The organism is Ruegeria sp. HU-ET01832 (assembly GCF_040371315.1).
In the GTDB taxonomy this organism is placed as follows: Bacteria; Pseudomonadota; Alphaproteobacteria; order Rhodobacterales; family Rhodobacteraceae; genus Ruegeria; species Ruegeria lacuscaerulensis_A.
On the sequence record NZ_BAABWL010000006.1, the window covers coordinates 177166 to 200566 of the forward strand.

The following is a 23401-nucleotide window of genomic DNA, read 5'->3' on the forward strand; positions in this document are numbered from 1 at the left end:
GTGGTCTTGTGCGTTTAGGGTGAGATAAAAATCGTCAATTCAAGAGCGAATTGCGACAAGCAGATCCATCACGTTTGTTCCGGTGGGGCCGGTCACCAACAAAGCATCTGCACGCTCAAGGTAAGTGCCGCTGTCGGCATTCTGCAGCGCTTGCTCTGCGCCGTCTGCCCAAGTGGTTCCATCGACAATACCGCCTGCCGCCTGCGTCGGACCGTCGGTGCCGTCAGTGCCGCCTACGACCACCGTCAGCCCTTCGACGCCAGCGATTTCCTTGGCCAATGCCAGCGCCAGCGCCTGATTCCGCCCGCCGCGTCCCGGATCGTCCGGCAGAACAACCGTCGGCTCGCCTCCAAAGATCATAACTCCCTTTGGCATGTCGCGCAGGCGTGGGCCTAGGGTCGCTGCCACGGCAAGAAAATCGTCGTGCAAAGCTTCTTCATCGGCAAATACCGCTGCGCCTTCGATTTCGGCTTGTCGGACAGCGGCCGCACGGGCGTGGGCGTTTGAGGCCACAATCTGTGCCGATGCTTCGAAATCACGGGTATCGGGTAGCGCTCCAATCCCTGAGCCGATGACATTCAGATCATCCCCAGGCACATCCGAGATCGCCAGAACCGTTGCTTTGCGCCCCTTGAAATGGGACAGCAATCCGGCCCCCTTGATCCGGGATATCTTGCGACGTTCGACATTCATCGCAGTGATATCAAGCCCTTGGGACAAAAGTCGTTTGTTCAATCGCTCAAGATCATCCAGCGTCTGGCCCGGTACCAGATCTTCCGCCAGCGATGATGCGCCGCCTGACACGAGCAGTAGCAGGTGCGACGAAGCTCCCATTCCTTCCACGGTTTGTCGCAGCGCACGCCCACCGTCCAGACTGCGCGCGTCAGGAACAGGATGAGACGCCTCGATCACCGTTACATGATCAGGCAGGCCCCGTCCGTGATCGTCCTTGGTGACGACAAGGGTTGGCACCGGGCCGAAATGCTCAAGCGCGGCGAGGGCCATTGCCGCTGCAGGTTTTCCCACTGCCAGAATTTGGTCGGGCGCTGGGATATCACCAAGGGCTGTCTGCGTTGCGGCGTGGCCGCCAACGGCATCCACGCCTGCTTGCCAGATGCGTATTGCCTTTTGCGTTTGATTCATCAGTTCTCCACCCAGATTGTGACCGGCCCGTCATTTACCAGTTCCACGGCCATATCCGCACCGAATTGCCCGGTTTCGACAGATATGCCTTGCGCGTCCAGAAAGCGCGCGAATTCTTCGTACAGGTGCTTGCCAATCTCAGGCGGGGCAGCTTCTGAGAAACCTGGCCGGTTTCCCCGTGTCGTATCTGCCGCCAGCGTGAACTGGCTGATCACAAGCGCCGAGCCCCCAATATCCTGAACCGACCGATTCATCTTGCCGGCGTCGTCCTTGAAAATTCGCAGTTTTGCGATTTTGGTCGCCAACTGCTCTGCTTTAACCAAGTCATCGCCCTGCATGGCACAAACCAGAATCATCAGGCCGGGACCGGTCCGCCCAACGACAACACCATCTACGCTGACCTTGGCTTTGGAAACTCTTTGTAAAACGGCCCGCAAGTGCTGCTCCTTTAGTTAATCGGCCCAGGTGATAAATTCACTTGGTGCAGCGCGTGTTGTACGAAATCCATTTGCCGGATGCTCTGAATCCGCATAGCCGAAGGAAATTGCGCAAAGGATCAGCCGGTCGTCAGGGATGTTGAAATACCGGTGCAGGAATGGGCCGTAGCTGGCCACGGCTGCCTGCGGGATGGTCGCCACGCCCACAGCCTGCGCCGCCAGCGTAAAAGCGGTGACAAAACCGCCGCAATCCATTGCACCATATGGGCCCAGCTCGGCTGGGCTGGACACAATCGCGCAATGAGGCGCACCGAAAAGGGTAAAGTTCTGCATCATCTGTTTTGCGGAGGCGGATCGGTCTCCGCGTTCAACACCCACCGCTTCGTATAAAGCCCATCCACATTCGCGGCGACGGTCCTTGTAAACGCCAGAATATGACGTCGGAAAGGGCAGATCAGGCGCAGGCGCGCCAGTGGTCGCCTCTTCTTGTAGCGCTTTTCGGAAGGTATCGGTTTGGGCACCGCTGGTAACGATAACATCCCATGGCTGTGCGTTGCACCAACTTGGCACACGTGCCGCGCTTGTCAGTATTTGCTCGATCTGGTCTTTTGGAATCGGATCAGGGCGAAAAGCGCGACAGGAATGGCGCTCGTCCAGCAATTTGTTCAATTCGGATAGCGTCACACTGGCCTCTCCCCTCGGCGTTGACGACGCGCAGGATGGCGTCTGACCAAAGGATGTTCAAGCAGTTATCCGGCGGGTAGTGTGTCTGTCTATTGCTGACCGGTCGCGATCAGATAGCCAACCCCCGCGGCAACCAGCAAACCAAGCGCAACGGCGATGGTGATCTTGATAGCAGACCATGGGCGTTCGCCCTGTACCCGTCCCGTGCGGCCATTCACCACGAACCGATAGGTCTGGCCGCGATACTTGTAGGCCGCCATCCAGACGGGCAACAGGATGTGTTTGAAGGTGACATTCCGCACATCGGTATCAATCGCGTGTATGCGCTGACGGTCGCCGCCAATATCAAAGCGCACGTCCCGCTCGATCACGCGGGCCATATGGCCGCGCGCCTCGGAATAACCTTCCTTCAGCTCGACCGAGTACGCCTCGGCCCGGAACCCGGCCAGATATTCGGGCTGATAGGGTTCCAGCGCAGGCAGATCCCAAGGCTCCAACGCGTCGGTATAGGTTTTGGGCAAGGACCGAGAGGCCAGCACCAGCACATCGTCAAAGAAACGCGCCACCCGCCCGGATTTGGGCGACCATCGCACTTTGGGAACCTGCTGTTGCACCCGCTTGCCATCGCGCATGACAGTGCGGGTTTCGTAATAGACCGTGCCGCGCTCACCTCGGTAGCTGGACTGGGTGTTGGCATCAAATGTCCAGTAGGGCACATAGATACCCTGCATTTTCCGGCCCTTGCGGGCATAGTCCTTGAGCCCGTTAGGCGCAAACCACAGCCGGCCCAACCAATCGCCCATCGCCTTATGCGCAGCCCGCTCATCCAGCGCAAAAGGCAGCACGCCGCGCGGCTTGATGTGCCGGTTGACTCCGGTATCCGTCACCACGGGCGTGGCGCAGAATGGGCATTCTGCGGCATGGGTGGCTGGGTCGAATTCGACCTGGGCCGCACAATTGGGACAAGAAAGAACGCGCGTTTCCTCGATCTCGGTATCGGGCAGCCGGTCGGCGATGGCGGTGTCGAAATCCAGCTCTTTCAGGCTGGCCCCGCCCCACGGACCTGCGCCGATGGGTTCCGAATGGCCGCAATGGTCGCAGGTCAAAGTGCCATCGCCCGGGTTGAAACGGTAATCTGCGCCGCATTGGTCACAGGGGAAACGGTGTTCTTCTGTCATAGCTTGGCCTCTGTGTTCGTGGCGCTGCTCCCGGGGCCAATTATCAAACGAACAACCAAGGCCGAGAGGATGCAGATTGCGACGAAATTCAGAGAGTTCTTTGCAAATACCCACCAACCATAGTCGGTGTAGACACCGTTGATCGAGATGGTGTCAGTCCCGTCGCCATAGCTGGATGTGCTTTTAGGATCCTGCGACATTAGCCAGCTTCTAAAGAACCTGAAGGTCAGTCGAATGGCGATGAGGTTTACCGCAATCCCTGCGCCCCAAATGGCCGCACGTATATAATTGATCCGGCGGCGCATCATGAAGCGCAGAAAGGGTTTGACCAACAGCCAGCAAATAAAAAACGATATTGGCAGGCCAAACAACGCGTACCAAAACACAAGGAACACAGAGTCCACGTCCAGAGCTTCACGGCTCAGGCTGGCAAACAACGGTACGCCGATAACGCCCACCCAGCCCAACAGCGCAGACAGTTTCACCGCACATCCCAGATCGCGCTGAGAATACGGAGACTCCGCCTTGACGTCGGCCACCGATTACGCCCCCGGCGGCGGTGGCGGCAGGATGGTGAACAGCTGTGCCAGTTCCTGCACCTCGCCCGCCTTTTTCCAGCCGTCCTGACCGGCGGTCCAGACATGGGTGTCACGGGTTAGCTCTCCGTCAGTGGCCATTCGGCCCACCTTGGCCTTGGAAAACGGCCCGCTGGTCTGCCCGTCGACGGCGATATGCCAAACATGCTCAACCGGAGGCGGGGGCGGCGGTGCCGCATGTGCAACTGTTTGCGGGGCAGCGGGGGCGGAGCTGCCCCACGGGCCGCTCGGTTGACCCGCTGCCATGTTCGCCATCTGCTGCGCCATCGCCATTCCCATGCCCATACCAAGACCGGCGCCCATGCCACCGCCCTGACCGGGGTTGTTGGCGGCTGCGGTCATCGCCTCGGCTGCAGAATACTGGGTGAACTTGCCCAAATCACCGGCCAGACCCATCGATGTGCGCTTATCCAGCGCCGCCTCGACCGCCGGCGGCAATGAGATGTTTTCGATGTAAAACTCAGGCATCTCCAACCCGTACCCATCCAGCACGGGCGAGACCTCAGCCGCGATCAGTTTGCCTAGATCGGCGGTGTTGGCCGCCATGTCCAGAACCGGAATGCCCGATCCCGCAATCACGCGGCTGAATTCCTGCACGATGATGTTGCGGATCTGAAAGCTGATCTCATCCATGGTGAATTCGCCATCGGTGCCGACGATCTCGACCAGAAACTTCGCGGCATCCTTCACCCGCACCGTATAGGTGCCAAAGGCCCGAATGCGGGTTGGCCCAAATTCGGGATCGCGCAGCATGATCGGGTTCTTGGTGCCCCATTTCAGATCGTTGAATCGGGTCGTGTTGACGAAATAGACCTCGGATTTGAATGGAGACTGAAAACCGTGATCCCAATGCTGCAAGGTCGTCAGGATCGGCATGTTGTTGGTTTCAAGCATATAAAGGCCCGGCGTGAACACATCCGCCAGTTGCCCTTCATGCACAAAAACGGCGGCCTGACCTTCGCGCACGGTCAGCTTGGCACCGTATTTGATCGCATGGCCTTCACGCTCGAACCGCCAGACCATTGTGTCACGGGTGTCGTCGACCCAGTGAATGACGTCGATGAATTCTCCGGTCAGAAAATCGAAAATACCCATTGGGGCCTCCTTATCCTTGGGCCTATAGCGGCTGGCCCATCAATTCACGTGCCAGTATCCGCACCACGGGGCGGGCATCCTGTGCCGTCACGCCCGGTTGCAGGCGCGGATCGTAAAGCATTGAAAGCAGTTTCTCGTCATGGCTGGTCAGCAGAGCAAACTCGTCATCGTCGTTAAAGATCGAAGGCCGTGCGGCCGGACTGTCGTTGGACAGGCCAAGACCCTGCGCCATTTCTTCATGGATGCAACTGCGGCGCAGCAGGTCCGGCAATTCCGTTCGGATGAGTACCACGGCCCGCACGAACTGGTTCGGCGCCCGGTTAGTAGGGGACGCAATTACAAAGCAATCAATATTGGCCCGAGGGTTTGCGACCAGTTCAATGACCGGTTGGCTGATCCCCGGCGCGAGCTCCTTGAGGCGTGACACCACGTATGCGCTGTCGTCTTTGCCCGCAAAAAAGACATGAAAATTCGGTTTTCTTGTGACGACAGAAATCGGGTGGCTGGTAAGTCTCGCTAACCTTTCGGTGTAGGCGTTGACCTGAGCGGTATCCTGTTCGCGCAACTGTGGTTCCACGGTGGGCGCAAACTCAATTTGGACACGAACCGGGGTGGTCCAGCGGCTGAGTTGCCCCTCGGTGCTGTACGTCGTCGCGGTGACGGCGTGGTCGGGATACTCGTTGTAAAACGCAATCACGTCGAAATTGCGCTCAAGGTCGCTGGCGTCGTAGGGCGTATCTGGCCCCCCGCCATCTGTGCGCAGCAGGCCGCGCGTGACCAGATCGCGCTCGACCCGCTGGTAAAACCGCGCAAGATCCTGACTGGCGGCCGAGGGCGCGACATATGCGTTGGGCGCGGGCGTTGCCGGCGCAGGGCGGGGTTCAGGCACTGCAGACGCGGTCAGGGTTTCGTCGCAACTGGCCAAGGCCCAAAGCGCAACGCACCCCAACGCATATCTGAGTGTCCTTAGTCCTGCCACCGTATCAGTCCGGAACAGCGGTGCCGGAATTGTCGCCGATGCCGTCCTTGCGGGCCTTGGCAGCGGCCAGCGTGTCGCGCAGCTCGGCCTCCATCTTCTGAAGCTCTTCTTCGGCGGCCGCACGTTTGGCTTTGCCCTCATCGGCAATAGCAAGGCTTTCATTGATCGTTCCGATCAGATCAGCATTGGCCTGTTTTACAGCTTCGATGTCGAACACGCCGCGCTCCATCTCTTCGCGGATCATCTTGTTCGACTGCCTCAGATTGGCCGCGTTCGAGGTCAGCAACTCATTTGTCAGGTCGTTGGCCTCACGCACGGCCGAGGCAGCCTCGGCACTGCGCTGGATAGTAACCGCCTGCGCCAGTTGGGTTTCCCACAGCGGTACGGTGTTCACCAATGTCGAATTGATCTTGGTCACCAGCGACTTGTCGTTTTCCTGTACCAAGCGGATTGAGGGCAGCGACTGCATCGTCACCTGTCGGGTCAGTTTCAGGTCATGCACGCGGCGTTCCAAATCATCCCGCGCGGCGCGCAGGTCGCGCAATTCCTGCGCTTTCATGACCTGATCATCTTCGGGGGCGGCCTGAACGGCGGCCTCTTTTTCGGGAATATCGTGGCTGTCCAGTTCGGTCAGCTTTTCCTCACCCGCCGCGATATACAGCGCCAGCTCATCGTAAAAACCCAGCGTCTTTTCATAGAGCATATCCAGCGATTTGATGTCTTTCAGCAGCGTATGCTCATGCGCCAACAAATCGTCAGTAATGCGGTCTATCTGGCCCTGTACTTGTTCGTATTGCGCGGTGAACTCGGCAAATGGCGCCGCGCGGCCCATTAGTTTTTCCCACCAGCTTCGTTCGCGCCGTACGTCCAGCTCGCTGACCGAGAAACCGCGAATGGTGGTCACGATGTTGCGCAGGCTGTCTCCGGCTGGTCCAACATCCTTGTTGCGTACGTCGGCCAACATGGCTTGGCTTATTTCCTGCAGTTCGGCTTGCGCCGAAGATCCGAACGCGACGATCGAGTTGGTGTTGTCCATGTCGATCTCTTCCATCCGCTTGCGAATTTCGGCACTGACAGGCTCGTCGGCATCCTCCAGCGAGATGACCTCGGCGGTGGGGTCGGGAAGGGCAACTGCAGTAACTTCCTGCACCATCGTCTCGGCTTCGACCGCCTTATTCTTGATTTCGTCGGACATGGGGAAATCCTCTCTTGCAATAGTGGCCGGTCAGTCCAACCGGACGCCTTCGCGCTGCAACCGTTCGCGCAACACGTCAATTTCAACCGTCAGATCACTGCGGTCATCCAATAGCATCTTGCGGGTTCGAGCCGCGAAATTCTGCTCCAAATCGTCTAGCAATTCCGAGTAACCGGCAAGGGCTTGTGCGTCCCGCGTGCGGGCATAGACATCCGAGAATTTGACGGTCGCATCACGTGCACCTTGCAGATAGACGGTCAGGTATTTGCGCGCACCCGCGAGATCGCGCGGGTCCTCTTCGACCGTACGAAATAACTCGCGCGCAGTGTCCTGAAATCGTTCAACGCGGGCCTCGATCTGTCGGTCGCCTGCGCGTTTGATTGCATCCGTCATCTCGGCCAGATTGGTCTCGGCATCTTCGATCACGCGGGCCACGCGGTCCTGTTGAAAGGTGTCGATGCCCTCCATTCCCTTGTCTTTCATCGGATCCAGTCCGAAAGACACGGAATGCAGCGCCGCGGCTGCTAGGCCAAACAGAACAGGCGCGATGATACCGGCGTCTGACGCCGCTGCTGCGTCTAGAAATTCCACTCTGTAAGACGCCAACGCCGTGCCAAGCCCCGTGAGAACACTGGCAAAGATCTTGCGCGGAATAGCGGGCCGTCGCGCCGTTCGACGGGCGTTATAAGCCGCTTCGGCGCGCAGACCCTCGCGCAGAAGAAACGCCGCACCGGTCAGCAGCGCCGCTGCAATCAGGCCAATGGTCATGCCAAGTGCGCCATCGTTCAGCGACAGAAACACCAATGGTATGGGAGGGATGAACAGAATGTTGGCGCGGGCACCTGCAGGTTCTACCCGGGCGCCGTCGAACTGACCACGCGACGGCTGTTCGGTCGGGTCGGCTTCACCGTGTGGGCTATATTTTCCGCCATAGCGTTTGGCCATGCGTCTACAAGCCCCCCAGAAGGCCGGTGCAAACGCCAAACAACAGCACCACCAGGGCCGCGTAGGCCAGTTTCTGCACTCCGGTTCCGGACATGATGCCCCCCAAAGACGATCCTCACCTAAAATTTAGGGCATGAGGGGCGTGTACGCTAGGGGGAAGGTTGCCTAACCCGCGTCACTTGCGAGATTTCTTGCCGATCGGTGCCCGTTTTCTTTGCGGTCGAGCCTTGGGTTTGGCTTGCGTTTCCGGGGCCGCGTCCAAACCCAATTGGTCGCGCATCACGCGGCGACGAATTTCTTCGACCTCGCCGGGCTTCAGGCTGCCCAGTTGAAACGGCCCATAGGATACGCGCAGCAGGCGATTCACGGCGTAACCGATATCCTCCATCGCGCGGCGAATTTCGCGGTTCTTGCCTTCGCGCAAGCCGATGGTCAGCCATGCGTTCGCGCCCTGTTGACGGTCCAGCGAGACGTCCATGGGTAAAAACCGCTCACCTTCAATGACCAGACCTTTGCGCAAGGGGGCAAAATCCTCGTCCTTGGGGCGGCCATTCACCCGCACGCGGTATTTGCGCAGCCATCCGGTCGAGGGCAGCTCCAGCTTGCGCTTGATGCCGCCATCATTGGTTAACAGCAGCAACCCTTCGGAATTTAGGTCCAACCGCCCGACGCTCATGACTCGGGGCATGTCCTCGGGCAGGTTGTCGAAGATCGTCGCGCGGCCCTTTTCGTCCCGCGTCGTCGTCACCAGACCAGGGGGCTTGTGATACAGCCAAAGGCGCGAGGGTTCGGGCTCGGACACCGGCTTGCCGTCAACGGTGATCCTGTCTTTGCCGGTGACGTTCAGGGCGGGGCTGGTGATGGCCTTGCCATTCACGGTCACACGACCAGCTTCGATCATGCGTTCGGCTTCACGGCGCGAGGCGACGCCCGCGCGGGCAAGCACTTTGGCGATCCGGTCGCCGGGAGGAGGGGTTTGTGTCATCCGCAGCCCATAGCGCATCCCGCCGCCTTGCGAAAGACAGGTTTCTGATGCAGTCAGGGGCATGGCATTCAGGTCTTACATGAATATCGCGATAGATCAGGCGCGCGCGGCGGCCGAACGCGGCGAGGTTCCCGTGGGCGCCGTCATTGTGCAGGGTGGCCGGGTGGTTGCGGCAGCGGGAAACCGAACACGAGAACTGAATGACCCGACTGCACATGCCGAGATACTCGCTTTGCGCGTAGCCTGCGCCGAGGCTGGGTCCGAACGTCTGCCCGAGCATGACTTGTACGTCACGTTGGAGCCCTGCGCGATGTGTGCTGCGGCCTTGTCTGCTGCGCGTATACGTCGGGTGTATTATGGTGCAGCCGATCCCAAATCGGGCGGCGTGGCGCATGGCGCGCGGGTGTTTTCGCATCCACAAGCGCATCACAAGCCCGAAGTGTTCGACGGTATTGCTGCGGCCGAGTGTGAAGATCTGTTGCGCCGGTTTTTTGCTGAAAAAAGAGAGCAAAAATAACTTGATCTTTACTTCAATTCTCAGACCAATCCAGTTGATAGACAACTTGCTGCCCGCCGAATCCTTTCAGCGAAACTGACGCAGGTGGTCTGAATACTAAGTTATCCTCTGCCCCGACCAAAAGGCGCGTTACGTCAGTGACGTGAATTTCGTTTGGCCCGCTGATATCGGTGACACGGGCTGCCTTGTTGACGACCGATCCGAAAAAATCCTCGTTCCGCTGTATGACATCTCCGGTGTGAATGCCGATCCGCAGCCCAAATGGGGCGTCGGACGCTGCTGCCGCGTTTCGGCTCTGGATTTCGATCGCCGCCCTTAACGCATTTTGAGGAGAGGCGAAAATCGACATGGTTCCGTCTCCAAGCGATTTGATCATCCGGCCGCGATTCGCCTCGATCATCTGCGAGGTCAGGGCAAAATGGTCCGCAATAACCTCTGCCCATCTGCGATCACCCAATCGCCGGGTGATCACCGACGAATTCGCGATGTCAGTAAACATGACCGAAGCGGTGCCTTCGGTCTGATCATGTTGAAATTCGTGACGCGCTGCGTCGATCAGGGCGTTCAGCGCAGTGTGCTCGATCCCGATTTTTTCCATGTTCGAGGTGGGATTGGACACATGCGCCTGCACGACTTTCCAAACGCCGTCCTCAAGATGCAAAACAAATGTAAACCGGTGAAATGCAGACTTTCCATTCGAGGCAAAGGTCAATGTCGCGGTGCAATGCGCCCAGCCCGCGTTGCCGCATTCAAACGCTTCCAGCGAGTGTTCATCCCACTCAAAGTCGGGGATTTCTTTCGTGTGATCGGCAAACCCTCGGCGGAAAACTTGCCCCGACCACTCTTCGTTTTCCGCTGATCCTTGATACCGCAGATGCTCAGAAGACGAGAGCATATTGACCAAGGTCGCGCGGTCCTTGAGGCGTACGGCATCGTTCCACCGTCTGACAACGGCGATCAATTCGGGAGAAGGAACGATGCCTTGGCTCATTCGTGCGCTATAGTTTGATCGGCTGCATCACCACGGGCTCGATCACATTTACGCCGGGCAGCCTGTCGATCAGCATTTGCGCGGATTGTTCCAGGATCGGGAATGTTTTGTAGTGGCATGGAATCACGGTTTTGAAATTGAAATACCGCTTGGCAGCGTATGTAGCCCCCTTCATATCCATGGTGAAATGCCCGCCCGCCGACAGGATGCCGATATCGGGTTTGTAGTAGTCGCCCATCCAGTCCATGTCGGCCATTATGTCAGTATCCCCAGACACATATAGCATGTGCCCATTACCCGCGATCATGAACCCAACTTCGCTGCCACCGGTGCGCAAACCATCGGGCGTAGAGAAGGTCGAGCTGTGCGACGCGGGAACCATCGACACCATCACGCCGTTCAGGTTTACCGTGCCACCTTTGTTGAAGCCCACGGTTTCGATCCCTTCGGATTCGCTCCAATACCCCATCAAATCGTATTGGCCGACGACTGGAACCTTAAGGTGCTTGGCCAGTGACACAACATCCGCGACATGGTCGAAATGTGTGTGCGTCAACAGGATGTGAGTTGCCCCCTCAAGGGCTGCGTCGTGCTGGTCTTCGGGCAAAACCGGGTTTCCGGTCAGCCACGGGTCGATCAGCAACACTTGCCCTTCGGTCTCGACGCGAAAGCTGCCGTGACCCAGCCAGATGATATTCATGAAAAAACCTCCCAATCAGTCTGTTGGCTTTAACCTAGCATCGGCTATGTAAAAATTCATGGACTGGTTTCAGGAAATTGACGGGTATTGCGAACGGTTGTCGCCCGCCTATTGGGCCGAGCCGATAAATGCGGTCACGAACGCGGCCTTTCTGGTTGCCGCGTTGATTATGTGGATGCGCATTCGGGGGCAGGGGATGCCGCTGGCCGTGGTTCTGGTGGCGATTCTGGTTGCGATCGGAGTGGGCAGCTATCTGTTCCACACACATGCACAAGTCTGGGCGGCGCTGGCGGATGTCGCGCCTATCCTGCTGTATATTCTGGTTTACATTTTCGCGATCAATCGTGATGTCTGGCAGATGCGTCCGCTTTTTGCGGCCATCGTTACGGCGTTGTTTATCCCGTATGCAGCCGCGACCATACCTGTGTTCCAACTCGTGCCCGGTCTCGGCGGGTCAGCGGCCTATGCGCCGGTCCCGTTGCTGATCCTGATCTACGCTTTCTTGTTGCGCACGCGCGTTCCGGAAACGGCCAAAGGGCTGGCCATTGGCGCGATAATCCTGATCGCCTCAATTACATTCCGGGCGCTGGATGAGCCGATCTGCGGCCACCTGCCGTTGGGCACACATTTCATGTGGCACATCCTGAATGCGACCATGCTGGGCTGGATGATCGAGGTCTATCGCAGGCACATGATAGGTCTGCGTTAGTTTTCGAAAGCGGCGGCAAGCTCTTTGGGTAGGTCAAATTCCGTCAATACCCGCGTGCGACCCTCGTCAGACATCTTACGGGCGGTCTTTTCGACGATGCTTTGGATTTTCTCGGCAGAGTGCTTTGCGGCGAAGGGTGCAAAATACCACTTTAGGAATACGAAACAGATCACATCTTCCAGCGCCTGAACCTCGTCGTCGCGCTTGATGCCCTGTTTGCGCAGCATTCGCTCAGCCGCTTCGATGTCGCCGGCGCCATATTCACTAAGCTCCATCAACCCGGCGACGACTTCGGCGTGATGAACCGCTTGCGCTTTGCGCCATGCCAGATAGCCCGCACGACCTTCGGGGTATTCACTGCGCGCAAGCTTCCAACGTTCCACATGCTGACCGCGCGCCGCGATTTGCAGTGGGTCCGAGGCGTTTGGAAACAGCCGGTCCAACTCGGCGGTCATGCGCTGACCGTAGAGCAGGGCGGCAGGTTGGCCATCTTCCAGATTGGGGTCTTGTGCGTTGGCCGCGTCAATCGCGTCCAGAACTGCTTGTTTGCGCGGGTTCATCTTGTGCTCCGTCGAATGGCTGACTTTGTGTCCATCCTAGCGTGTCGTCAGATTAAGCGCAGCAGGCGATTGTATAAAATCCGGGTCGGGGAGAGGAGTACCCGACCCGGACGAAGGGGGTCACATCACTTACCGACCTTCGTTTTATCTTGAGAGACAGGTTCCGAGACCGTTTCGGGGAAGGTCAGGTCGCGGGTCAGGCTGCCCATGGTCGGCCCGAATGCCTGTGCCTGCGCTGCCAGAAGGGTCGAGGTCAGTACAAGGGCGGTCATGAACGTTTTCATCGTCTTACTCCGATTGTGCGTTTCCGTGAGTATGAAATGAACAGTTCGGTTTAGTTTTTCAAGAGGCAAAGTGAACTAATCGGTTTATTTTTTGCATGGCGGGTATGCTTCATTTGCAGTCGGCTTGGGTCGCCGGGGCGAAAGGCGGGTAAATCCGCCCCCTGCCGCTCTTGCGACCGGGGCGGCAGACAGGTAAACGCCACCTAACGCATATGAGGTTTTCCGATGTCGATTGACCAAAGCACCGCCGCCAAGGTGGCCAAACTGGCCCGGATCAAGGTCGAGGATGACGCGCTGCCCGCGCTGGCATCCGAATTCAACACCATCCTTGGGTTCATCGAGCAACTGAACGAAGTAGATGTTGAAGGTGTCGAGCCCATGGTCTCGGTCGAGCCGATGCGCCTGAAACGGCGCGAGGATGTGGTCACCGACGGAAACCAGCAGGACAAGGTTCTGGCCAACGCCCCCGACGCGCGCGAGGGCTTTTTCGCAGTCCCCAAAGTGGTGGAGTAAGACATGAGCGATCTGAACAAACTGGGCCTGGCCGAGGCCCGCGACGCGCTGCGCAAGGGTGACGTAACCTCGGTCGAGCTGACCGAAGCCTGCTTGAAAGCGATTGATGACGCTGACGCGCTGAACGCTTTTGTCCACAAGACGCCCGAGATCGCGCTGGAACGCGCCAAGACGGCGGATGCCCGGATCAAGGAAGGCGATGCGCCTGCCATGTGCGGTCTGCCGATCGGCATCAAGGATCTGTTCTGCACCAAAGGCGTGCCTTCGCAGGCCGCCTCGAAGATTCTGGAAGGCTTCAAGCCCGAATACGAATCCACCGTGTCTCAGCAATTGGCCGACGCCGGGGCTGTTATGCTGGGCAAGTTGAACATGGACGAATTCGCCATGGGCTCGTCCAACGAAACCTCGGTTTACGGAAACGCGGTCAGCCCGTGGCGGCGCGGCAATGACGACGCGCAACTGACACCTGGCGGCTCGTCGGGAGGCTCGGCGTCTGCTGTGGCGGCTGACCTGTGTCTGGCCGCAACCGGCACCGACACTGGCGGTTCGATCCGTCAGCCCGCCGCGTTTACCGGCATCACCGGCATCAAGCCGACCTACGGCCGTTGCTCTCGCTGGGGCATTGTGGCCTTTGCGTCCTCGCTGGATCAGGCCGGTCCTATGACCAAGAACGTGCGCGATGCGGCGATCATGCTGGAAACCATGTGCGGCCATGACCCCAAGGATTCCACCAGCGCCGAATTGGCTGTGCCGAACTTTGAGGCGATGCTGACCGGCGACATCAAGGGCAAGAAAATCGGCATCCCTAAGGAATACCGTATGGACGGTATGCCGGCCGAGATCGAAAAGCTCTGGGCAGATGGCGCTGAGATGCTGAAAGCTGCGGGGGCCGAGATCGTCGATATCTCGCTGCCGCACACCAAATACGCGCTGCCTGCGTACTATGTGATTGCCCCGGCCGAGGCGTCCTCGAATCTGGCGCGCTATGACGGCGTCCGCTATGGCCGCCGCGCCACGCTGGCGCAGGGCGATGGCATCACCGAAATGTACGAGAAAACTCGCGCTGAAGGCTTCGGTCACGAAGTTCAGCGCCGCGTGATGGTCGGCACCTATGTGCTGTCGGCGGGCTTCTACGATGCCTACTACAACCGCGCCCGCCGCGTACGTACCCTGATCAAGAAAGACTTCGAAGACGTCTTTGCCGCAGGTGTCGACGCAATCCTGACGCCCGCCACCCCGTCAGCGTCGTTTGGGCTGGGTGAGATGACCGAAGCCGATCCGGTGCAGATGTATCTGAACGACGTCTTCACCGTCACCGTGAACCTTGCGGGCCTGCCCGGTGTCTCTGTCCCGGCAGGTCTGGACGCACAGGGTCTGCCGTTGGGTCTGCAGTTGATCGGACGTCCTTGGGAAGAGGGTGATCTGCTCAACACGGCCTACGCGCTGGAAAACGCCGCCGGGTTTGTGGCCAAGCCGGGCAAATGGTGGTAGGTCTGGGCGCAGGCAAGACAACACGGAGCAGCCGGATGCGATTTACGTTTCTGATCCCCGCAATCGGGTTTGTGGCCGCCTGCAACACGGTGGCCCCAATCCAGGGGACCGACTTCAATACACCGTCTTATCAGGCGCAGCGTGAGGCCCAATTGGCTGGCCAAGGCTACACGGGCAACCCTCTGGTCGGCCCAGTAGACGTGTCAGAGCAGGCGCTTGGCGCGCCGGGTACAGCACTGCCCCCATCGGGAGACAACGCAGACCTGGCCTCTGCTACTGCGGCGGCATTGGCTAGTACTTCTGCCTCTGGTGCACCTTTGACCGCTCCGGTTGCGACAGAGCTTCCGAGCAACAACGCCATCTCGGATGAGCAGGATTTTGGGGCTGTATCTGACCGCCGTTCCATCGAGTCAGATGCGGCACGGATCGAACAGAATCGTCAAACCTACGAGGTGGTTGCCCCAACAGCGATCCCTCAGCGGGGCACCGATGGACAGCCCAACATTGTGCAATACGCGTTAAGCACTTCAAATCCGGTTGGTACGCAGCTCTATAGTCGGGCAGGGTTCAACCTACAGGCCAAGGCGCAAAGAAATTGCGCAAAATTCCCGTCGGCGGATCAAGCACAGATCGAGTTCCTGTCCAATGGTGGCCCGCAGCGCGACCGTAAGGGGTTGGACCCAGACGGAGACGGGTATGCCTGCGGCTGGAACCCCAGCGCGTTTCGCAGTGCCGTCAACAACTGACCTGAATCCGATCTGGCACCCTTCCCCCAATTTCGGCTCACGCAGAGACGGGTTGGGGCCGTCGCTGGTCGTTCTGCACTATACCGCAATGAACAGCGCCCAGGCGGCGTTGGATCGCCTCTGCGACCCGCAATACGAGGTGTCCGCCCACTACCTGATCGGTTGTGGCGGCACGCTCTGGCAGATGGTGCGCGAAGAAGACCGTGCCTGGCACGCCGGGGCAGGTGAGTGGCGCGGCCAAACTGACATCAACTCGCGCTCGATCGGGATCGAGCTGGACAATCGCGGCGACCACCCCTTTTCCGAGCCGCAACTGGCGACACTCGAAACCCTTCTGCTCGCAATTTTGTCGCGCTGGAAAATCCCGCCATCCGGCGTGCTCGGTCATTCCGACATGGCTCCGGGTCGCAAGATCGACCCCGGCCCGCGCTTTCCTTGGTCTCGGCTGGAACACCAAGCCCTTGCCGCCCAATCGGGCGCAGGCGATTGCCCGCAAAACCTCACACAAGAGGCGTTCCGCGCTGCTGCCCGCGCCGCAGGCTATACTGCCCAAACCGACGACGATACGCTGCTGGCAACTGTGCGCCTGCGTCACCGTCCAAGTGCAACAGGCCCTTTGCACCCTGCCGATTTTGCCGCGCTTATCCCCTAGAACCTGATCTGTCCTTCATCTGGCCAAAAATACCTCGGGGTTGAATTGGCCGTAGGCCAAGAAGGGGCTGGCCCCTTCTACCAACCAATCCACCCTTGACGCCGCCTGGTCCAAAGCCTACCCAGCCCATGCGCGGAGGGCCGGATGGCTGCTGGGGTCGCAAGGCCCGAGAGGAAAGTCCGGACTCCACAAGACAACGGTGCCGGGTAACGCCCGGGCGGGGCAACCCGACGGAAAGCGCCACAGAAATCAGACCGCCACACGCGTGTGGTAAGGGTGAAACGGTGGGGTAAGAGCCCACCGCGCCGCTGGCAACAGCGGTGGCACGGCAAGCCCCACCGGGAGCAATGCCAAATAGGGTCCCCGCGCGGGCCGGTCGGCGCCCGCCGATACCGCCGCTAAGCCTGTCTTGGCCCAGAGGGACCGGGTTGGCAGCTTGAGCCGCGCAGCAATGCACGGCCTAGAGGAATGGTCATCGAAGGGGGTAACCCCGGAACAAGATCCGGCTTACAGGCCCTCCGCGCATATTCCCTGCTCACTTGCCCGGGGGCGAATAGGCTCCGGCAAGTTTGGCAGCTTTTTTCTGAATCGCGACAAAATCCTTGGCCTTCCATGCGCGAACAGTCTCGACCTTGGAAACTGCGCCCGAGGCTGCGACGGCCATGCCGACGGCGACCGCATCAGTTCCGTCCGGTGCCTCGCTGATAACAACCACGTCGTTTTCGCCAGTTGTCACATAAAAAGCCAATAACTTGCCTCCGACTTTCTTTAAAAGAGCTTTCACCGGTCCCGTCCGATCCGCCGGCTTCTTAAGCATCCCACGGACACCGTTCTGCGAATAAGTGGCGTATGTAATGAAAATTGGCATGTCTACCTCCTGAAAAAATGAAGGGGACCCTTAAGTTGGCCGGCCCCGAAAGCCGAGTATTTTGATCACGTCACCGGAATCGAAAGCCCTGCGATCAACCAAGCACCGAATACGATCAAGGCAATGCCGGTCAGGGGAACAAGCCATCTTGCATGTGGGATAAGTTTTTCCAGCGCGACATACACGGCGATCCCGACAATCCAATAAAGGTTCATAACGCCGCCAACAAACAGCAGCAGCATCAGCGCCCAGCAGCACCCAAGGCAATACGCCCCATGCAGTGCGCCGGTACGAAAGGCGCCAACTGCACCCGGTCTGCTGTGGTCGGCCAAAAAATGCGCAGGGTTGCGGCAATGACGCAGGCATGCAGTTTTCAGGCTGGACAGTTGATAGAGCCCGGCCGCCAACAGAATAATCCCGGCAAAGGTTCGGGATCGGATCGTCATCATCGGCCCGTCGGATAACCCGGCTTGTTCCAACCCCCATTGCGCTCCTGTTGCCAATGCGCTGAAGGCCGCCCAAGTCACCAGATACCCGCTCAGAAAAACCATGCTCAGGACAGCGGACCGGGCCTTTTCAGGCCCCATGCGTTTGATCGCGGTATAAAGCAAAACGGTAGGAGCAGCGCTGGGTGTCATCATGGCGACCATCATCACCCACCACATTAGAAAAATAAGGATGGCGTAGGGCAGGGACCACGCCGTTTGACCTGCCATTGTCATTGGCTCTCCGATCGGTCCGGCCATGCGGGTCATGTCCACTGCGGACATGTTCATACCAATGCCAACTGTTGTGTACCACGCAGTGCCAAGGACGACTGCGAGGACACTCAGCAACACGATTAGTCGGTCATGGCGTAAAACACGATCAATGGCTCCGGCCGAGGCCGCTTCGTTCTCAGAGGTCATGATCGCACCTGTTCACGCGCCAAGAACGCCGTGGCCTGATATGTTAAGATGCGCCAAATGCGCGTGCGTGGCGTCAAAACTCAGGCTGATCTCGCCACCCGTTGTCTGTGCTTTCCCCGAGGCGGCCTCGGCCTGACGATATTCAAAACCATTCGGTAATTGTATGGATGCCCGATGGGGCAGACCCGATACGATATGTGGAATCGGATTGACCTCAAGATCGAAGACACCATGAACCTTTGCGTGGCCTGTGCGGTCTTCGCGGGACCAGCTCAACTCGATCGGTACATAGAGTGTTTCGTGTTTGGTTGGTGCCATGGCACTGTAGACGAACCAGAATGTCGCCATTTCATCCGTGTCCTGACCAGTCATGATAGCTTGCATCGCCGCCCGCTGATCGGCCGAGGCCGAGACGTCGATCACCAATTGCATCTGGCCGTTGCCTTCGTGAATCGGGCCCGGCCAATAGTAGACGCCTGCCGCGCGGATTCCCGCAAGATCGGTGTCTCCGTAGTGGCCGCTTTGGATATCATAAACAACAACCGCTTCGCAGTTGCCATGCGTCGGCAAAACGCTGAATTGGCACGGGCAACCGAAGTTGCAGTTGCAATTGGCCAATTCCTCGGCCTGAAGTTCCCATTCCGTCATAATAGCCCCCCAAGTGTACGGCATGATAAAACCGCGCTGCCCCAGGGTTTTGCCTGTGATCCGATGCCTCGTGCATCCCGCCGGAATGCAGCCTTTTGGCCTGCTCCGACCGCAGAACTGTATCACGGAACCGCGATCCCACCAAATCGACACGGTTCGGCTGTCGCGCGTCAGATGGAATTGTGCGGAAAAGACACCGATTCAGGTTGACTCGGCTGTGCGACCGGGTAAAAGCGCACGCTCATAGGAATTCAACCGAAAGGCCCCTGCCTTTTCGGACGCAGGAGATAACCATGGCGAAGCCGACGACAATCAAGATCCGTCTGAACTCGACCGCGGGCACGGGCCACTTCTACGTGACCAAGAAAAACGCGCGTACCATGACCGAGAAAATGACCATTCGTAAATACGATCCGGTCGCTCGGAAACATGTCGAGTACAAGGAAGGCAAGATTAAGTAATCTGCCGTCCCTCTTGGACAGCTTAGAAGGCCTCGTGTTTACGGGGCCTTTTTTCGTTTGAAACTGGTTGGATGGTGGATCTCGGACGACCTTGTGCTGCATCTGTGCCGTTGCAACGGCGCATCAGCCGTAAAGCTATTCGCTACGGCTGCGGGTTGCTTTTTGGAACGCCTTTCTCATACGCTTCAGCTAATCGTTCCAAAATGTTGGCCGTCATGAAAAAAATCTTGTTATCCACAGCTACCGTTCTGGCCCTTGCGGCCTGTGAAGACCCTTACAACCGCTCAGGTGTCGGCTTTACCGGCATTGATGGTGAGCCCCGGACAATTGCGGATGTTCCGGGTGCGGTCGCCTTCCTGCCTGAGGCAACGAACGTACCCGCAGAACTCGCCGTCTTGCCGGCGGTGCCCGTGACGACAAGCGAAACCGACCCGCAGAAAATCGCGCGGATCGCGATTGACAATGGCGGCCGCAGTGACGCCAATTCAGTCGTGCTGACCGGTTCAGACACAAACCTGTTCCTTAGCACAGTCAGCGTAAACGGAACGCTGTATGGTGTCTTACGCACCGCGAATAACTCGACCCGTATCGACAACGAAATCGGCGCAGCTTTCGGTCGTAACGCCGAACAGTTCACTGGTTGTTTGCCTGCGGGTAATGTGTTCCGCAAAGGGTCGTCGCAGCGCAGCTCGGGCTTTGCTGTTCCTCTGAACTGCAGCTGATCTTTTCTTTAAGCCGTCTAAGACAAAAGGCCCTCACCGGATAGTGGGGGCCTTTTTTGGTGTACTAAATAGCCCGCGAAAAAAAAGGGCGAGCCATTGGCTCGCCCTGAATTGCGTGGTCTGAAGACCGTTTTACTCGCGGTTGCCGAACAACTGCAGCAGGAACATAAACATGTTGATAAAGTCGAGATACAGGCTCAGTGCGCCCATGATCGCTGCTTTACCCAACCATTCCTGATCACCCGAATGGGCCATTTGCAGGTAAGTGGTCTTGATGTTCTGCGTGTCGTATGCGGTCAGTCCAGCGAAGATCAGCACACCGATGACCGAGATTGCAAAGGCCATGGCCGAGGATGCGATGAAGATGTTCACGATTGATGCTACGATCAGACCAATCACGCCCATGATCAGGAACGTGCCCATCGCCGACAGATCTTTCTTGGTCGTGTAGCCATACAGCGACAGTCCCGCAAAGGCGATGGCAGTGATAAGGAAGACCTGAATGATCGACTCGCCGGTAAAGACCAAGAAGATCCAGCTGATCGAAACGCCCATAACGGCTGCGAACAGATAGAATACCGTCTGCGCAGCTGCTGCCGACATACGGTTGATCCCAGCGCTAAAGCCAAAAACAAAGGCCAGCGGCGCGAACATGATCACCCATCTCAGCGGCGATGAAAACAGGGCAGCACCTAGCGATGTCAGGTATTTGTCAGCACTCAGTTGCGCCGCTGCCGCCGATGGGTCGGTTGTTGTTGCCAGGCCGGCAATTGCCCAAGCCGCCGCAAATGTTATCAGCATGCCGACGGACATGGTGCCGTAGACTTTATTCATGTGGGCGCGCAGGCCCTCGTCAATCTGGGCAGCGCGCGCGCCGGCCGCCGTCCGGATCGTGTCAAATTGTGCCATAAAAGGGTCTCCCTTCGTTAATTCTTTGCGCGCCCGCGAGAGGGCGGCGTTCCCCGCAAATATCGGCAACTGCGAGCAAGCTTTCAAGGGTTTAGCGCAGGATTCCGGTTAAAACTGACAACAAAAATGGCGACCTGCTGACGCGGATCGCCATTCCAGGAAAAAAGATCAATTTAAAAATCATCTTTGCCAGAATTCCGGCGCATCCCAGATTTTACGCGAGGCCTCTGCCTCGGCCTGTTCGCGGGTGATTCCGATGTCTTCCAACGCGCGGGCATCCAGCCGAGCCAGGGTGCAGCGCTGGCGATACAAAGACACGGCGTCCAGCAAGGTTTTCAAGCCAAACCGGCGGCGCGGTGGACAGGGCTGGTGGAGTGCAACTTGGGTCATAATTTATGTCCTTTCCTCTATTTGCGATGAATATCGCCTGTCTCATCAACTTCCTTGATTTATATGGCGTGGTATGACACATTTTAAAAATGAATGTTTTTGATCTGATCCATAAGGAATCGTGAAGATGCGAAATCTCGATATTACGACGCTGCGATCCTTCGTGGCTGTAGCCGACCAAGGCGGAGTAACCCGCGCCGCCGGGTTCCTGCATCTGACGCAATCTGCCGTCTCAATGCAGCTGAAGCGTTTGGAAGAGCTTTTGGGTCTGGATCTGTTGGACCGCAGCGGTCGGACCATTGCGCTGACACCCTCGGGCGAACAGCTGTTGGCGTACGCACGGCGTATGGTCGCTTTGAATGATGAGGTGATCTCGAAGCTGACGGACCAAGCCTATGAGGGAGAAGTCGTGCTTGGTGTACCGCATGACATCGTATACCCGGCCATTCCGCGTGTTTTGAAGCAGTTCAATGCAGATTTCCCTCGGGTGCGCATCCAACTGGTGTCGTCTTTCTCATTGCAGCTCAAGGATATGTTCAAGAAAGGCGAATGTGATTTGATCCTGACAACCGAGGGCGGGGCGGCCGATGGTGCTGAATCGATCGCAGAATTGCCTTTGCGCTGGGTCGGTGCGCCGAATGGGTCTGCTTGGCGTAAGCGTCCATTGCCCTTGGCCGAGGGGCGCCGGTGCCTTTTCCGACCCAAGGTGATCAGCGCCCTTGACGCACAGGACATTCCCTGGGAACTGACCGTCGACGCCGAAGATGATCGTACAATCGAGGCAACGGTCAGTGCCGACTTGGCTGTAAGCGCGATGCTGGAAGGGACCGAGGCCGCACATCTCGAGCTTATCGACTCCGGCGGTGCTTTGCCCGATCTGCCTGTGCAGATGATCAACCTATACGGTGGAGAGGCGGGCCGAGGTGATGTGGTCGAGGCCTTGGCTGCTTTGGTCCGTCAAAATTTCCGCATGTTGGTCGGCACGCCCTTGAAGGCGGTCGCGGGGTAGGGTGGTCAGATAGTGATCACGACCTTTCCGGTCGCGGTCCGATCCCGTAGCATCTGCAAACCTCTGGCTGCTTCGGTCAGCGGAAACATATGACTGATATGAGGTTTTATGCGCCCTTCGGTATGCCACTGGAACAGGGTTTGAAAGCTCTTTTGCACGATTTCCGGGCGGAAGTTCAGATACCCACCGATATAAAAACCTATGACGGTCAGGTTTTTGACCAGCAGATGATTCGCTGGGATTTGCGGGACTTCGCCGCCGGCGAAGCCGATTGGCACTAATCTTCCTTCGGGGTTTGTGGCGCGAAATGCGGCTTTGAACACATCGCCGCCGATTGCATCATAGACGACATCAGCGCCGCCCAGTTCCTTGACCCGCATGCGAAGGTCTTCAGAGCTATCAATCAAGTGATCAGCTCCCGCCTTGCGGGCCACCTCCAACTTTTCAGAGCCACGTGCTTGCGCGATGACGGTAGCCCCCATAAGTTTGCCGATTTCAACCGCAGTTAAGCCAACGCCTCCGGCGGCGCCGGTGACTAAAAGTGTTTCGCCCGGTTGTAGCTGCGCTCTGTGATCCAAAGCCATATGCCCTGTTCCGTAGGCAATCTGGATCGCGGCGGCGTTTTCAAAGCTCATGCTGTCTGGCATCGGGATCGCCCGCGCAGCCTCGAATACACCATACTCGGCTAGCCCACCTTGGCCTGAATAGATGGCGATGCGATCGCCCGGATTAAGGTGCGTGACGTCAGGCCCGCAGCTGTCGACAATCCCAGCGATTTCCATGCCCTGGGTGAATGGGGCCGGAGGCGTGTCCTGATACGTACCCTTTTGCATCAACAGATCGGCAAAATTCAGGCCACAGGCTTTGATGGCAACGCGAATCTGTCCTGGACCGGGCTCGGGTATATCCAGATTGCACAGCCGGGGTTCGGCCCCGGTGGTTTCGATTCTAAAAGCCTGCATCAACTCGCTCCGTGTTTGCGGCATAGATTCGGTTTGTCCTGCCGTTGTCAATTCATTACCGGGCGAGACAACCTAAGGCAGCGCAGGAATTACATAATATTGCAATGCGTGTATGCGTTTATGT

Annotated in this window: 29 protein-coding genes and 1 other RNA gene; 10 read left to right on the forward strand and 20 right to left on the reverse strand. The window is 58.2% G+C overall.

Annotated features, from left to right (window positions below; genetic code table 11):
* Positions 1 to 39 precede the first annotated feature (39 nt).
* From ABWV79_RS18020 to ABWV79_RS18065, 10 genes are all read right to left on the reverse strand, one after another.
* Positions 40 to 1143: a DUF4147 domain-containing protein gene (locus ABWV79_RS18020; RefSeq protein WP_353393687.1), complete on the reverse strand. Its 1104-nt coding sequence runs from the start codon at positions 1141 to 1143 to the stop codon at positions 40 to 42.
* Positions 1143 to 1580 (reverse strand): D-aminoacyl-tRNA deacylase, encoded by a 438-nt coding sequence (dtd, locus tag ABWV79_RS18025; protein ID WP_353393689.1) that lies wholly within the window; start codon positions 1578 to 1580, stop codon positions 1143 to 1145. Before dtd ends, ABWV79_RS18020 begins: the two co-directional genes overlap by 1 nt.
* 15 nt (positions 1581 to 1595) lie before the next feature.
* The gene (locus tag ABWV79_RS18030) at positions 1596 to 2264 is read right to left on the reverse strand and encodes a nitroreductase (RefSeq protein WP_353393691.1); all 669 of its coding nucleotides are present in this window, start codon (positions 2262 to 2264) and stop codon (positions 1596 to 1598) included.
* An 89-nt stretch (positions 2265 to 2353) separates the two neighbouring features.
* Entirely contained in the window at positions 2354 to 3442 is a 1089-nt protein-coding gene (locus ABWV79_RS18035; protein ID WP_353393693.1) for a TFIIB-type zinc finger domain-containing protein, read from the reverse strand.
* Positions 3439 to 3981, reverse strand: coding sequence for a hypothetical protein (locus tag ABWV79_RS18040; RefSeq protein WP_170352435.1), 543 nt, complete (start codon positions 3979 to 3981; stop codon positions 3439 to 3441). The genes ABWV79_RS18035 and ABWV79_RS18040 overlap by 4 nt, the downstream gene beginning before the upstream one ends.
* Before the next feature lie 3 nt (positions 3982 to 3984).
* The gene (locus ABWV79_RS18045) at positions 3985 to 5133 is read right to left on the reverse strand and encodes an SPFH domain-containing protein (protein WP_353393695.1); all 1149 of its coding nucleotides are present in this window, start codon (positions 5131 to 5133) and stop codon (positions 3985 to 3987) included.
* 22 nt (positions 5134 to 5155) lie between these two features.
* Positions 5156 to 6112 carry a DUF2927 domain-containing protein gene (locus tag ABWV79_RS18050; protein ID WP_170352437.1) on the reverse strand — a complete coding sequence of 319 codons (957 nt, stop codon included), beginning with the start codon at positions 6110 to 6112 and terminating at the stop codon, positions 5156 to 5158.
* Positions 6113 to 6116: 4 nt separating this feature from the next.
* Positions 6117 to 7307 carry a toxic anion resistance protein gene (locus ABWV79_RS18055; RefSeq protein WP_353393697.1) on the reverse strand — a complete coding sequence of 397 codons (1191 nt, stop codon included), beginning with the start codon at positions 7305 to 7307 and terminating at the stop codon, positions 6117 to 6119.
* Positions 7308 to 7337: 30 nt separating this feature from the next.
* Positions 7338 to 8252: a 5-bromo-4-chloroindolyl phosphate hydrolysis family protein gene (locus ABWV79_RS18060; protein WP_353393699.1), complete on the reverse strand. Its 915-nt coding sequence runs from the start codon at positions 8250 to 8252 to the stop codon at positions 7338 to 7340.
* Positions 8253 to 8427: 175 nt separating this feature from the next.
* Positions 8428 to 9300: a pseudouridine synthase gene (locus ABWV79_RS18065; protein ID WP_170352440.1), complete on the reverse strand. Its 873-nt coding sequence runs from the start codon at positions 9298 to 9300 to the stop codon at positions 8428 to 8430.
* Between ABWV79_RS18065 and ABWV79_RS18070 the strand changes: the two genes are divergently transcribed.
* Positions 9299 to 9754, forward strand: a complete 456-nt coding sequence (locus ABWV79_RS18070; RefSeq protein ID WP_353393701.1) for a nucleoside deaminase — start codon at positions 9299 to 9301, stop codon at positions 9752 to 9754. The two genes, ABWV79_RS18065 and ABWV79_RS18070, sit on opposite strands and share 2 nt — an antisense overlap.
* Positions 9755 to 9767: 13 nt before the next feature.
* Here the strand turns inward: ABWV79_RS18070 and ABWV79_RS18075 are convergent, their stop codons facing one another.
* Complete coding sequence (locus ABWV79_RS18075; protein ID WP_353393703.1) at positions 9768 to 10745, reverse strand: adenylate/guanylate cyclase domain-containing protein; 978 nt, start codon at positions 10743 to 10745, stop codon at positions 9768 to 9770.
* A 7-nt stretch (positions 10746 to 10752) separates the two neighbouring features.
* Complete coding sequence (locus tag ABWV79_RS18080) at positions 10753 to 11445, reverse strand: metal-dependent hydrolase (protein WP_353393705.1); 693 nt, start codon at positions 11443 to 11445, stop codon at positions 10753 to 10755.
* A 58-nt stretch (positions 11446 to 11503) separates the two neighbouring features.
* On the opposite strand from ABWV79_RS18080, the gene ABWV79_RS18085 reads away from it, so the two are divergent.
* Positions 11504 to 12154, forward strand: coding sequence for a ceramidase domain-containing protein (locus tag ABWV79_RS18085; protein WP_353393707.1), 651 nt, complete (start codon positions 11504 to 11506; stop codon positions 12152 to 12154).
* On the opposite strand, the gene ABWV79_RS18090 is transcribed toward ABWV79_RS18085, so the two are convergent.
* Both ABWV79_RS18090 and ABWV79_RS18095 read right to left on the reverse strand, forming a co-directional pair.
* A complete protein-coding gene (locus ABWV79_RS18090) occupies positions 12151 to 12714 on the reverse strand; it encodes a DUF4202 domain-containing protein (RefSeq protein WP_170352445.1) in 564 nt (187 codons plus the stop codon). The genes ABWV79_RS18085 and ABWV79_RS18090 overlap by 4 nt on opposite strands.
* A 125-nt stretch (positions 12715 to 12839) precedes the next feature.
* Positions 12840 to 12998, reverse strand: coding sequence for a hypothetical protein (locus ABWV79_RS18095; protein ID WP_170352446.1), 159 nt, complete (start codon positions 12996 to 12998; stop codon positions 12840 to 12842).
* 225 nt (positions 12999 to 13223) lie between these two features.
* Here ABWV79_RS18095 and gatC point away from each other — a divergent pair, with 225 nt between their 5' ends.
* From gatC to rnpB, 5 genes are all read left to right on the forward strand, one after another.
* Positions 13224 to 13511 (forward strand): Asp-tRNA(Asn)/Glu-tRNA(Gln) amidotransferase subunit GatC, encoded by a 288-nt coding sequence (gene gatC / locus ABWV79_RS18100; RefSeq protein ID WP_170325838.1) that lies wholly within the window; start codon positions 13224 to 13226, stop codon positions 13509 to 13511.
* 3 nt (positions 13512 to 13514) lie between these two features.
* Complete coding sequence (gatA, locus tag ABWV79_RS18105) at positions 13515 to 15002, forward strand: Asp-tRNA(Asn)/Glu-tRNA(Gln) amidotransferase subunit GatA (protein WP_170352447.1); 1488 nt, start codon at positions 13515 to 13517, stop codon at positions 15000 to 15002.
* A 35-nt stretch (positions 15003 to 15037) separates the two neighbouring features.
* On the forward strand, positions 15038 to 15748 hold the full coding sequence (locus tag ABWV79_RS18110; protein WP_170352448.1) for a hypothetical protein: 711 nt from the start codon (positions 15038 to 15040) through the stop codon (positions 15746 to 15748).
* Positions 15699 to 16400 (forward strand): N-acetylmuramoyl-L-alanine amidase, encoded by a 702-nt coding sequence (locus ABWV79_RS18115; protein WP_353393710.1) that lies wholly within the window; start codon positions 15699 to 15701, stop codon positions 16398 to 16400. The genes ABWV79_RS18110 and ABWV79_RS18115 overlap by 50 nt, the downstream gene beginning before the upstream one ends.
* A 132-nt stretch (positions 16401 to 16532) precedes the next feature.
* An RNA gene (rnpB, locus tag ABWV79_RS18120) (RNase P RNA component class A) lies at positions 16533 to 16926 on the forward strand.
* Between the two features lie 9 nt (positions 16927 to 16935).
* Here rnpB and ABWV79_RS18125 read toward each other — a convergent pair.
* From ABWV79_RS18125 to ABWV79_RS18135, 3 genes are all read right to left on the reverse strand, one after another.
* Positions 16936 to 17268, reverse strand: a complete 333-nt coding sequence (locus tag ABWV79_RS18125) for a GYD domain-containing protein (RefSeq protein WP_170352450.1) — start codon at positions 17266 to 17268, stop codon at positions 16936 to 16938.
* A gap of 65 nt (positions 17269 to 17333) precedes the next feature.
* On the reverse strand, positions 17334 to 18176 hold the full coding sequence (locus ABWV79_RS18130; RefSeq protein ID WP_353393712.1) for a DUF2182 domain-containing protein: 843 nt from the start codon (positions 18174 to 18176) through the stop codon (positions 17334 to 17336).
* Positions 18177 to 18188: 12 nt separating this feature from the next.
* Positions 18189 to 18824 (reverse strand): DUF1326 domain-containing protein, encoded by a 636-nt coding sequence (locus tag ABWV79_RS18135; protein WP_170753217.1) that lies wholly within the window; start codon positions 18822 to 18824, stop codon positions 18189 to 18191.
* 293 nt (positions 18825 to 19117) lie between these two features.
* On the opposite strand from ABWV79_RS18135, the gene rpmG reads away from it, so the two are divergent.
* Both rpmG and ABWV79_RS18145 read left to right on the forward strand, forming a co-directional pair.
* Positions 19118 to 19285 carry a 50S ribosomal protein L33 gene (gene rpmG, locus ABWV79_RS18140; protein ID WP_010441901.1) on the forward strand — a complete coding sequence of 56 codons (168 nt, stop codon included), beginning with the start codon at positions 19118 to 19120 and terminating at the stop codon, positions 19283 to 19285.
* 215 nt (positions 19286 to 19500) lie between these two features.
* A complete protein-coding gene (locus tag ABWV79_RS18145) occupies positions 19501 to 20007 on the forward strand; it encodes a hypothetical protein (protein WP_170352453.1) in 507 nt (168 codons plus the stop codon).
* Positions 20008 to 20139: 132 nt separating this feature from the next.
* On the opposite strand, the gene ABWV79_RS18150 is transcribed toward ABWV79_RS18145, so the two are convergent.
* Positions 20140 to 20916: a Bax inhibitor-1/YccA family protein gene (locus ABWV79_RS18150; protein ID WP_170352454.1), complete on the reverse strand. Its 777-nt coding sequence runs from the start codon at positions 20914 to 20916 to the stop codon at positions 20140 to 20142.
* A 180-nt stretch (positions 20917 to 21096) separates the two neighbouring features.
* Complete coding sequence (locus ABWV79_RS18155) at positions 21097 to 21306, reverse strand: DUF1127 domain-containing protein (RefSeq protein ID WP_170352455.1); 210 nt, start codon at positions 21304 to 21306, stop codon at positions 21097 to 21099.
* Between the two features lie 127 nt (positions 21307 to 21433).
* Here ABWV79_RS18155 and ABWV79_RS18160 point away from each other — a divergent pair, with 127 nt between their 5' ends.
* The gene (locus tag ABWV79_RS18160; protein WP_170352456.1) at positions 21434 to 22315 is read left to right on the forward strand and encodes a LysR family transcriptional regulator; all 882 of its coding nucleotides are present in this window, start codon (positions 21434 to 21436) and stop codon (positions 22313 to 22315) included.
* 5 nt (positions 22316 to 22320) lie between these two features.
* Here the strand turns inward: ABWV79_RS18160 and ABWV79_RS18165 are convergent, their stop codons facing one another.
* Positions 22321 to 23277, reverse strand: coding sequence for an NADPH:quinone oxidoreductase family protein (locus ABWV79_RS18165; protein ID WP_353393716.1), 957 nt, complete (start codon positions 23275 to 23277; stop codon positions 22321 to 22323).
* Positions 23278 to 23401: the final 124 nt, after the last annotated feature.

Coding starts and splice junctions, on each gene's coding strand:
- ABWV79_RS18020 (WP_353393687.1), bottom strand. CDS start 1,143: ATGAATCAAACGCAAAAGGCAATACGCATCTGGCAAGCAGGCGTGGAT.
- ABWV79_RS18035 (WP_353393693.1), bottom strand. CDS start 3,442: ATGACAGAAGAACACCGTTTCCCCTGTGACCAATGCGGCGCAGATTAC.
- ABWV79_RS18045 (WP_353393695.1), bottom strand. CDS start 5,133: ATGGGTATTTTCGATTTTCTGACCGGAGAATTCATCGACGTCATTCAC.
- ABWV79_RS18055 (WP_353393697.1), bottom strand. CDS start 7,307: ATGTCCGACGAAATCAAGAATAAGGCGGTCGAAGCCGAGACGATGGTG.
- ABWV79_RS18060 (WP_353393699.1), bottom strand. CDS start 8,252: ATGGCCAAACGCTATGGCGGAAAATATAGCCCACACGGTGAAGCCGAC.
- ABWV79_RS18070 (WP_353393701.1), top strand. CDS start 9,299: ATGGCATTCAGGTCTTACATGAATATCGCGATAGATCAGGCGCGCGCG.
- ABWV79_RS18065 (WP_170352440.1), bottom strand. CDS start 9,300: ATGCCCCTGACTGCATCAGAAACCTGTCTTTCGCAAGGCGGCGGGATG.
- ABWV79_RS18075 (WP_353393703.1), bottom strand. CDS start 10,745: ATGAGCCAAGGCATCGTTCCTTCTCCCGAATTGATCGCCGTTGTCAGA.
- ABWV79_RS18080 (WP_353393705.1), bottom strand. CDS start 11,445: ATGAATATCATCTGGCTGGGTCACGGCAGCTTTCGCGTCGAGACCGAA.
- ABWV79_RS18085 (WP_353393707.1), top strand. CDS start 11,504: ATGGACTGGTTTCAGGAAATTGACGGGTATTGCGAACGGTTGTCGCCC.
- ABWV79_RS18090 (WP_170352445.1), bottom strand. CDS start 12,714: ATGAACCCGCGCAAACAAGCAGTTCTGGACGCGATTGACGCGGCCAAC.
- ABWV79_RS18095 (WP_170352446.1), bottom strand. CDS start 12,998: ATGAAAACGTTCATGACCGCCCTTGTACTGACCTCGACCCTTCTGGCA.
- gatC (WP_170325838.1), top strand. CDS start 13,224: ATGTCGATTGACCAAAGCACCGCCGCCAAGGTGGCCAAACTGGCCCGG.
- gatA (WP_170352447.1), top strand. CDS start 13,515: ATGAGCGATCTGAACAAACTGGGCCTGGCCGAGGCCCGCGACGCGCTG.
- ABWV79_RS18110 (WP_170352448.1), top strand. CDS start 15,038: ATGCGATTTACGTTTCTGATCCCCGCAATCGGGTTTGTGGCCGCCTGC.
- ABWV79_RS18115 (WP_353393710.1), top strand. CDS start 15,699: ATGCCTGCGGCTGGAACCCCAGCGCGTTTCGCAGTGCCGTCAACAACT.
- ABWV79_RS18125 (WP_170352450.1), bottom strand. CDS start 17,268: ATGCCAATTTTCATTACATACGCCACTTATTCGCAGAACGGTGTCCGT.
- ABWV79_RS18130 (WP_353393712.1), bottom strand. CDS start 18,176: ATGACCTCTGAGAACGAAGCGGCCTCGGCCGGAGCCATTGATCGTGTT.
- ABWV79_RS18135 (WP_170753217.1), bottom strand. CDS start 18,824: ATGACGGAATGGGAACTTCAGGCCGAGGAATTGGCCAATTGCAACTGC.
- rpmG (WP_010441901.1), top strand. CDS start 19,118: ATGGCGAAGCCGACGACAATCAAGATCCGTCTGAACTCGACCGCGGGC.
- ABWV79_RS18145 (WP_170352453.1), top strand. CDS start 19,501: ATGAAAAAAATCTTGTTATCCACAGCTACCGTTCTGGCCCTTGCGGCC.
- ABWV79_RS18150 (WP_170352454.1), bottom strand. CDS start 20,916: ATGGCACAATTTGACACGATCCGGACGGCGGCCGGCGCGCGCGCTGCC.
- ABWV79_RS18155 (WP_170352455.1), bottom strand. CDS start 21,306: ATGACCCAAGTTGCACTCCACCAGCCCTGTCCACCGCGCCGCCGGTTT.
- ABWV79_RS18160 (WP_170352456.1), top strand. CDS start 21,434: ATGCGAAATCTCGATATTACGACGCTGCGATCCTTCGTGGCTGTAGCC.
- ABWV79_RS18165 (WP_353393716.1), bottom strand. CDS start 23,277: ATGCAGGCTTTTAGAATCGAAACCACCGGGGCCGAACCCCGGCTGTGC.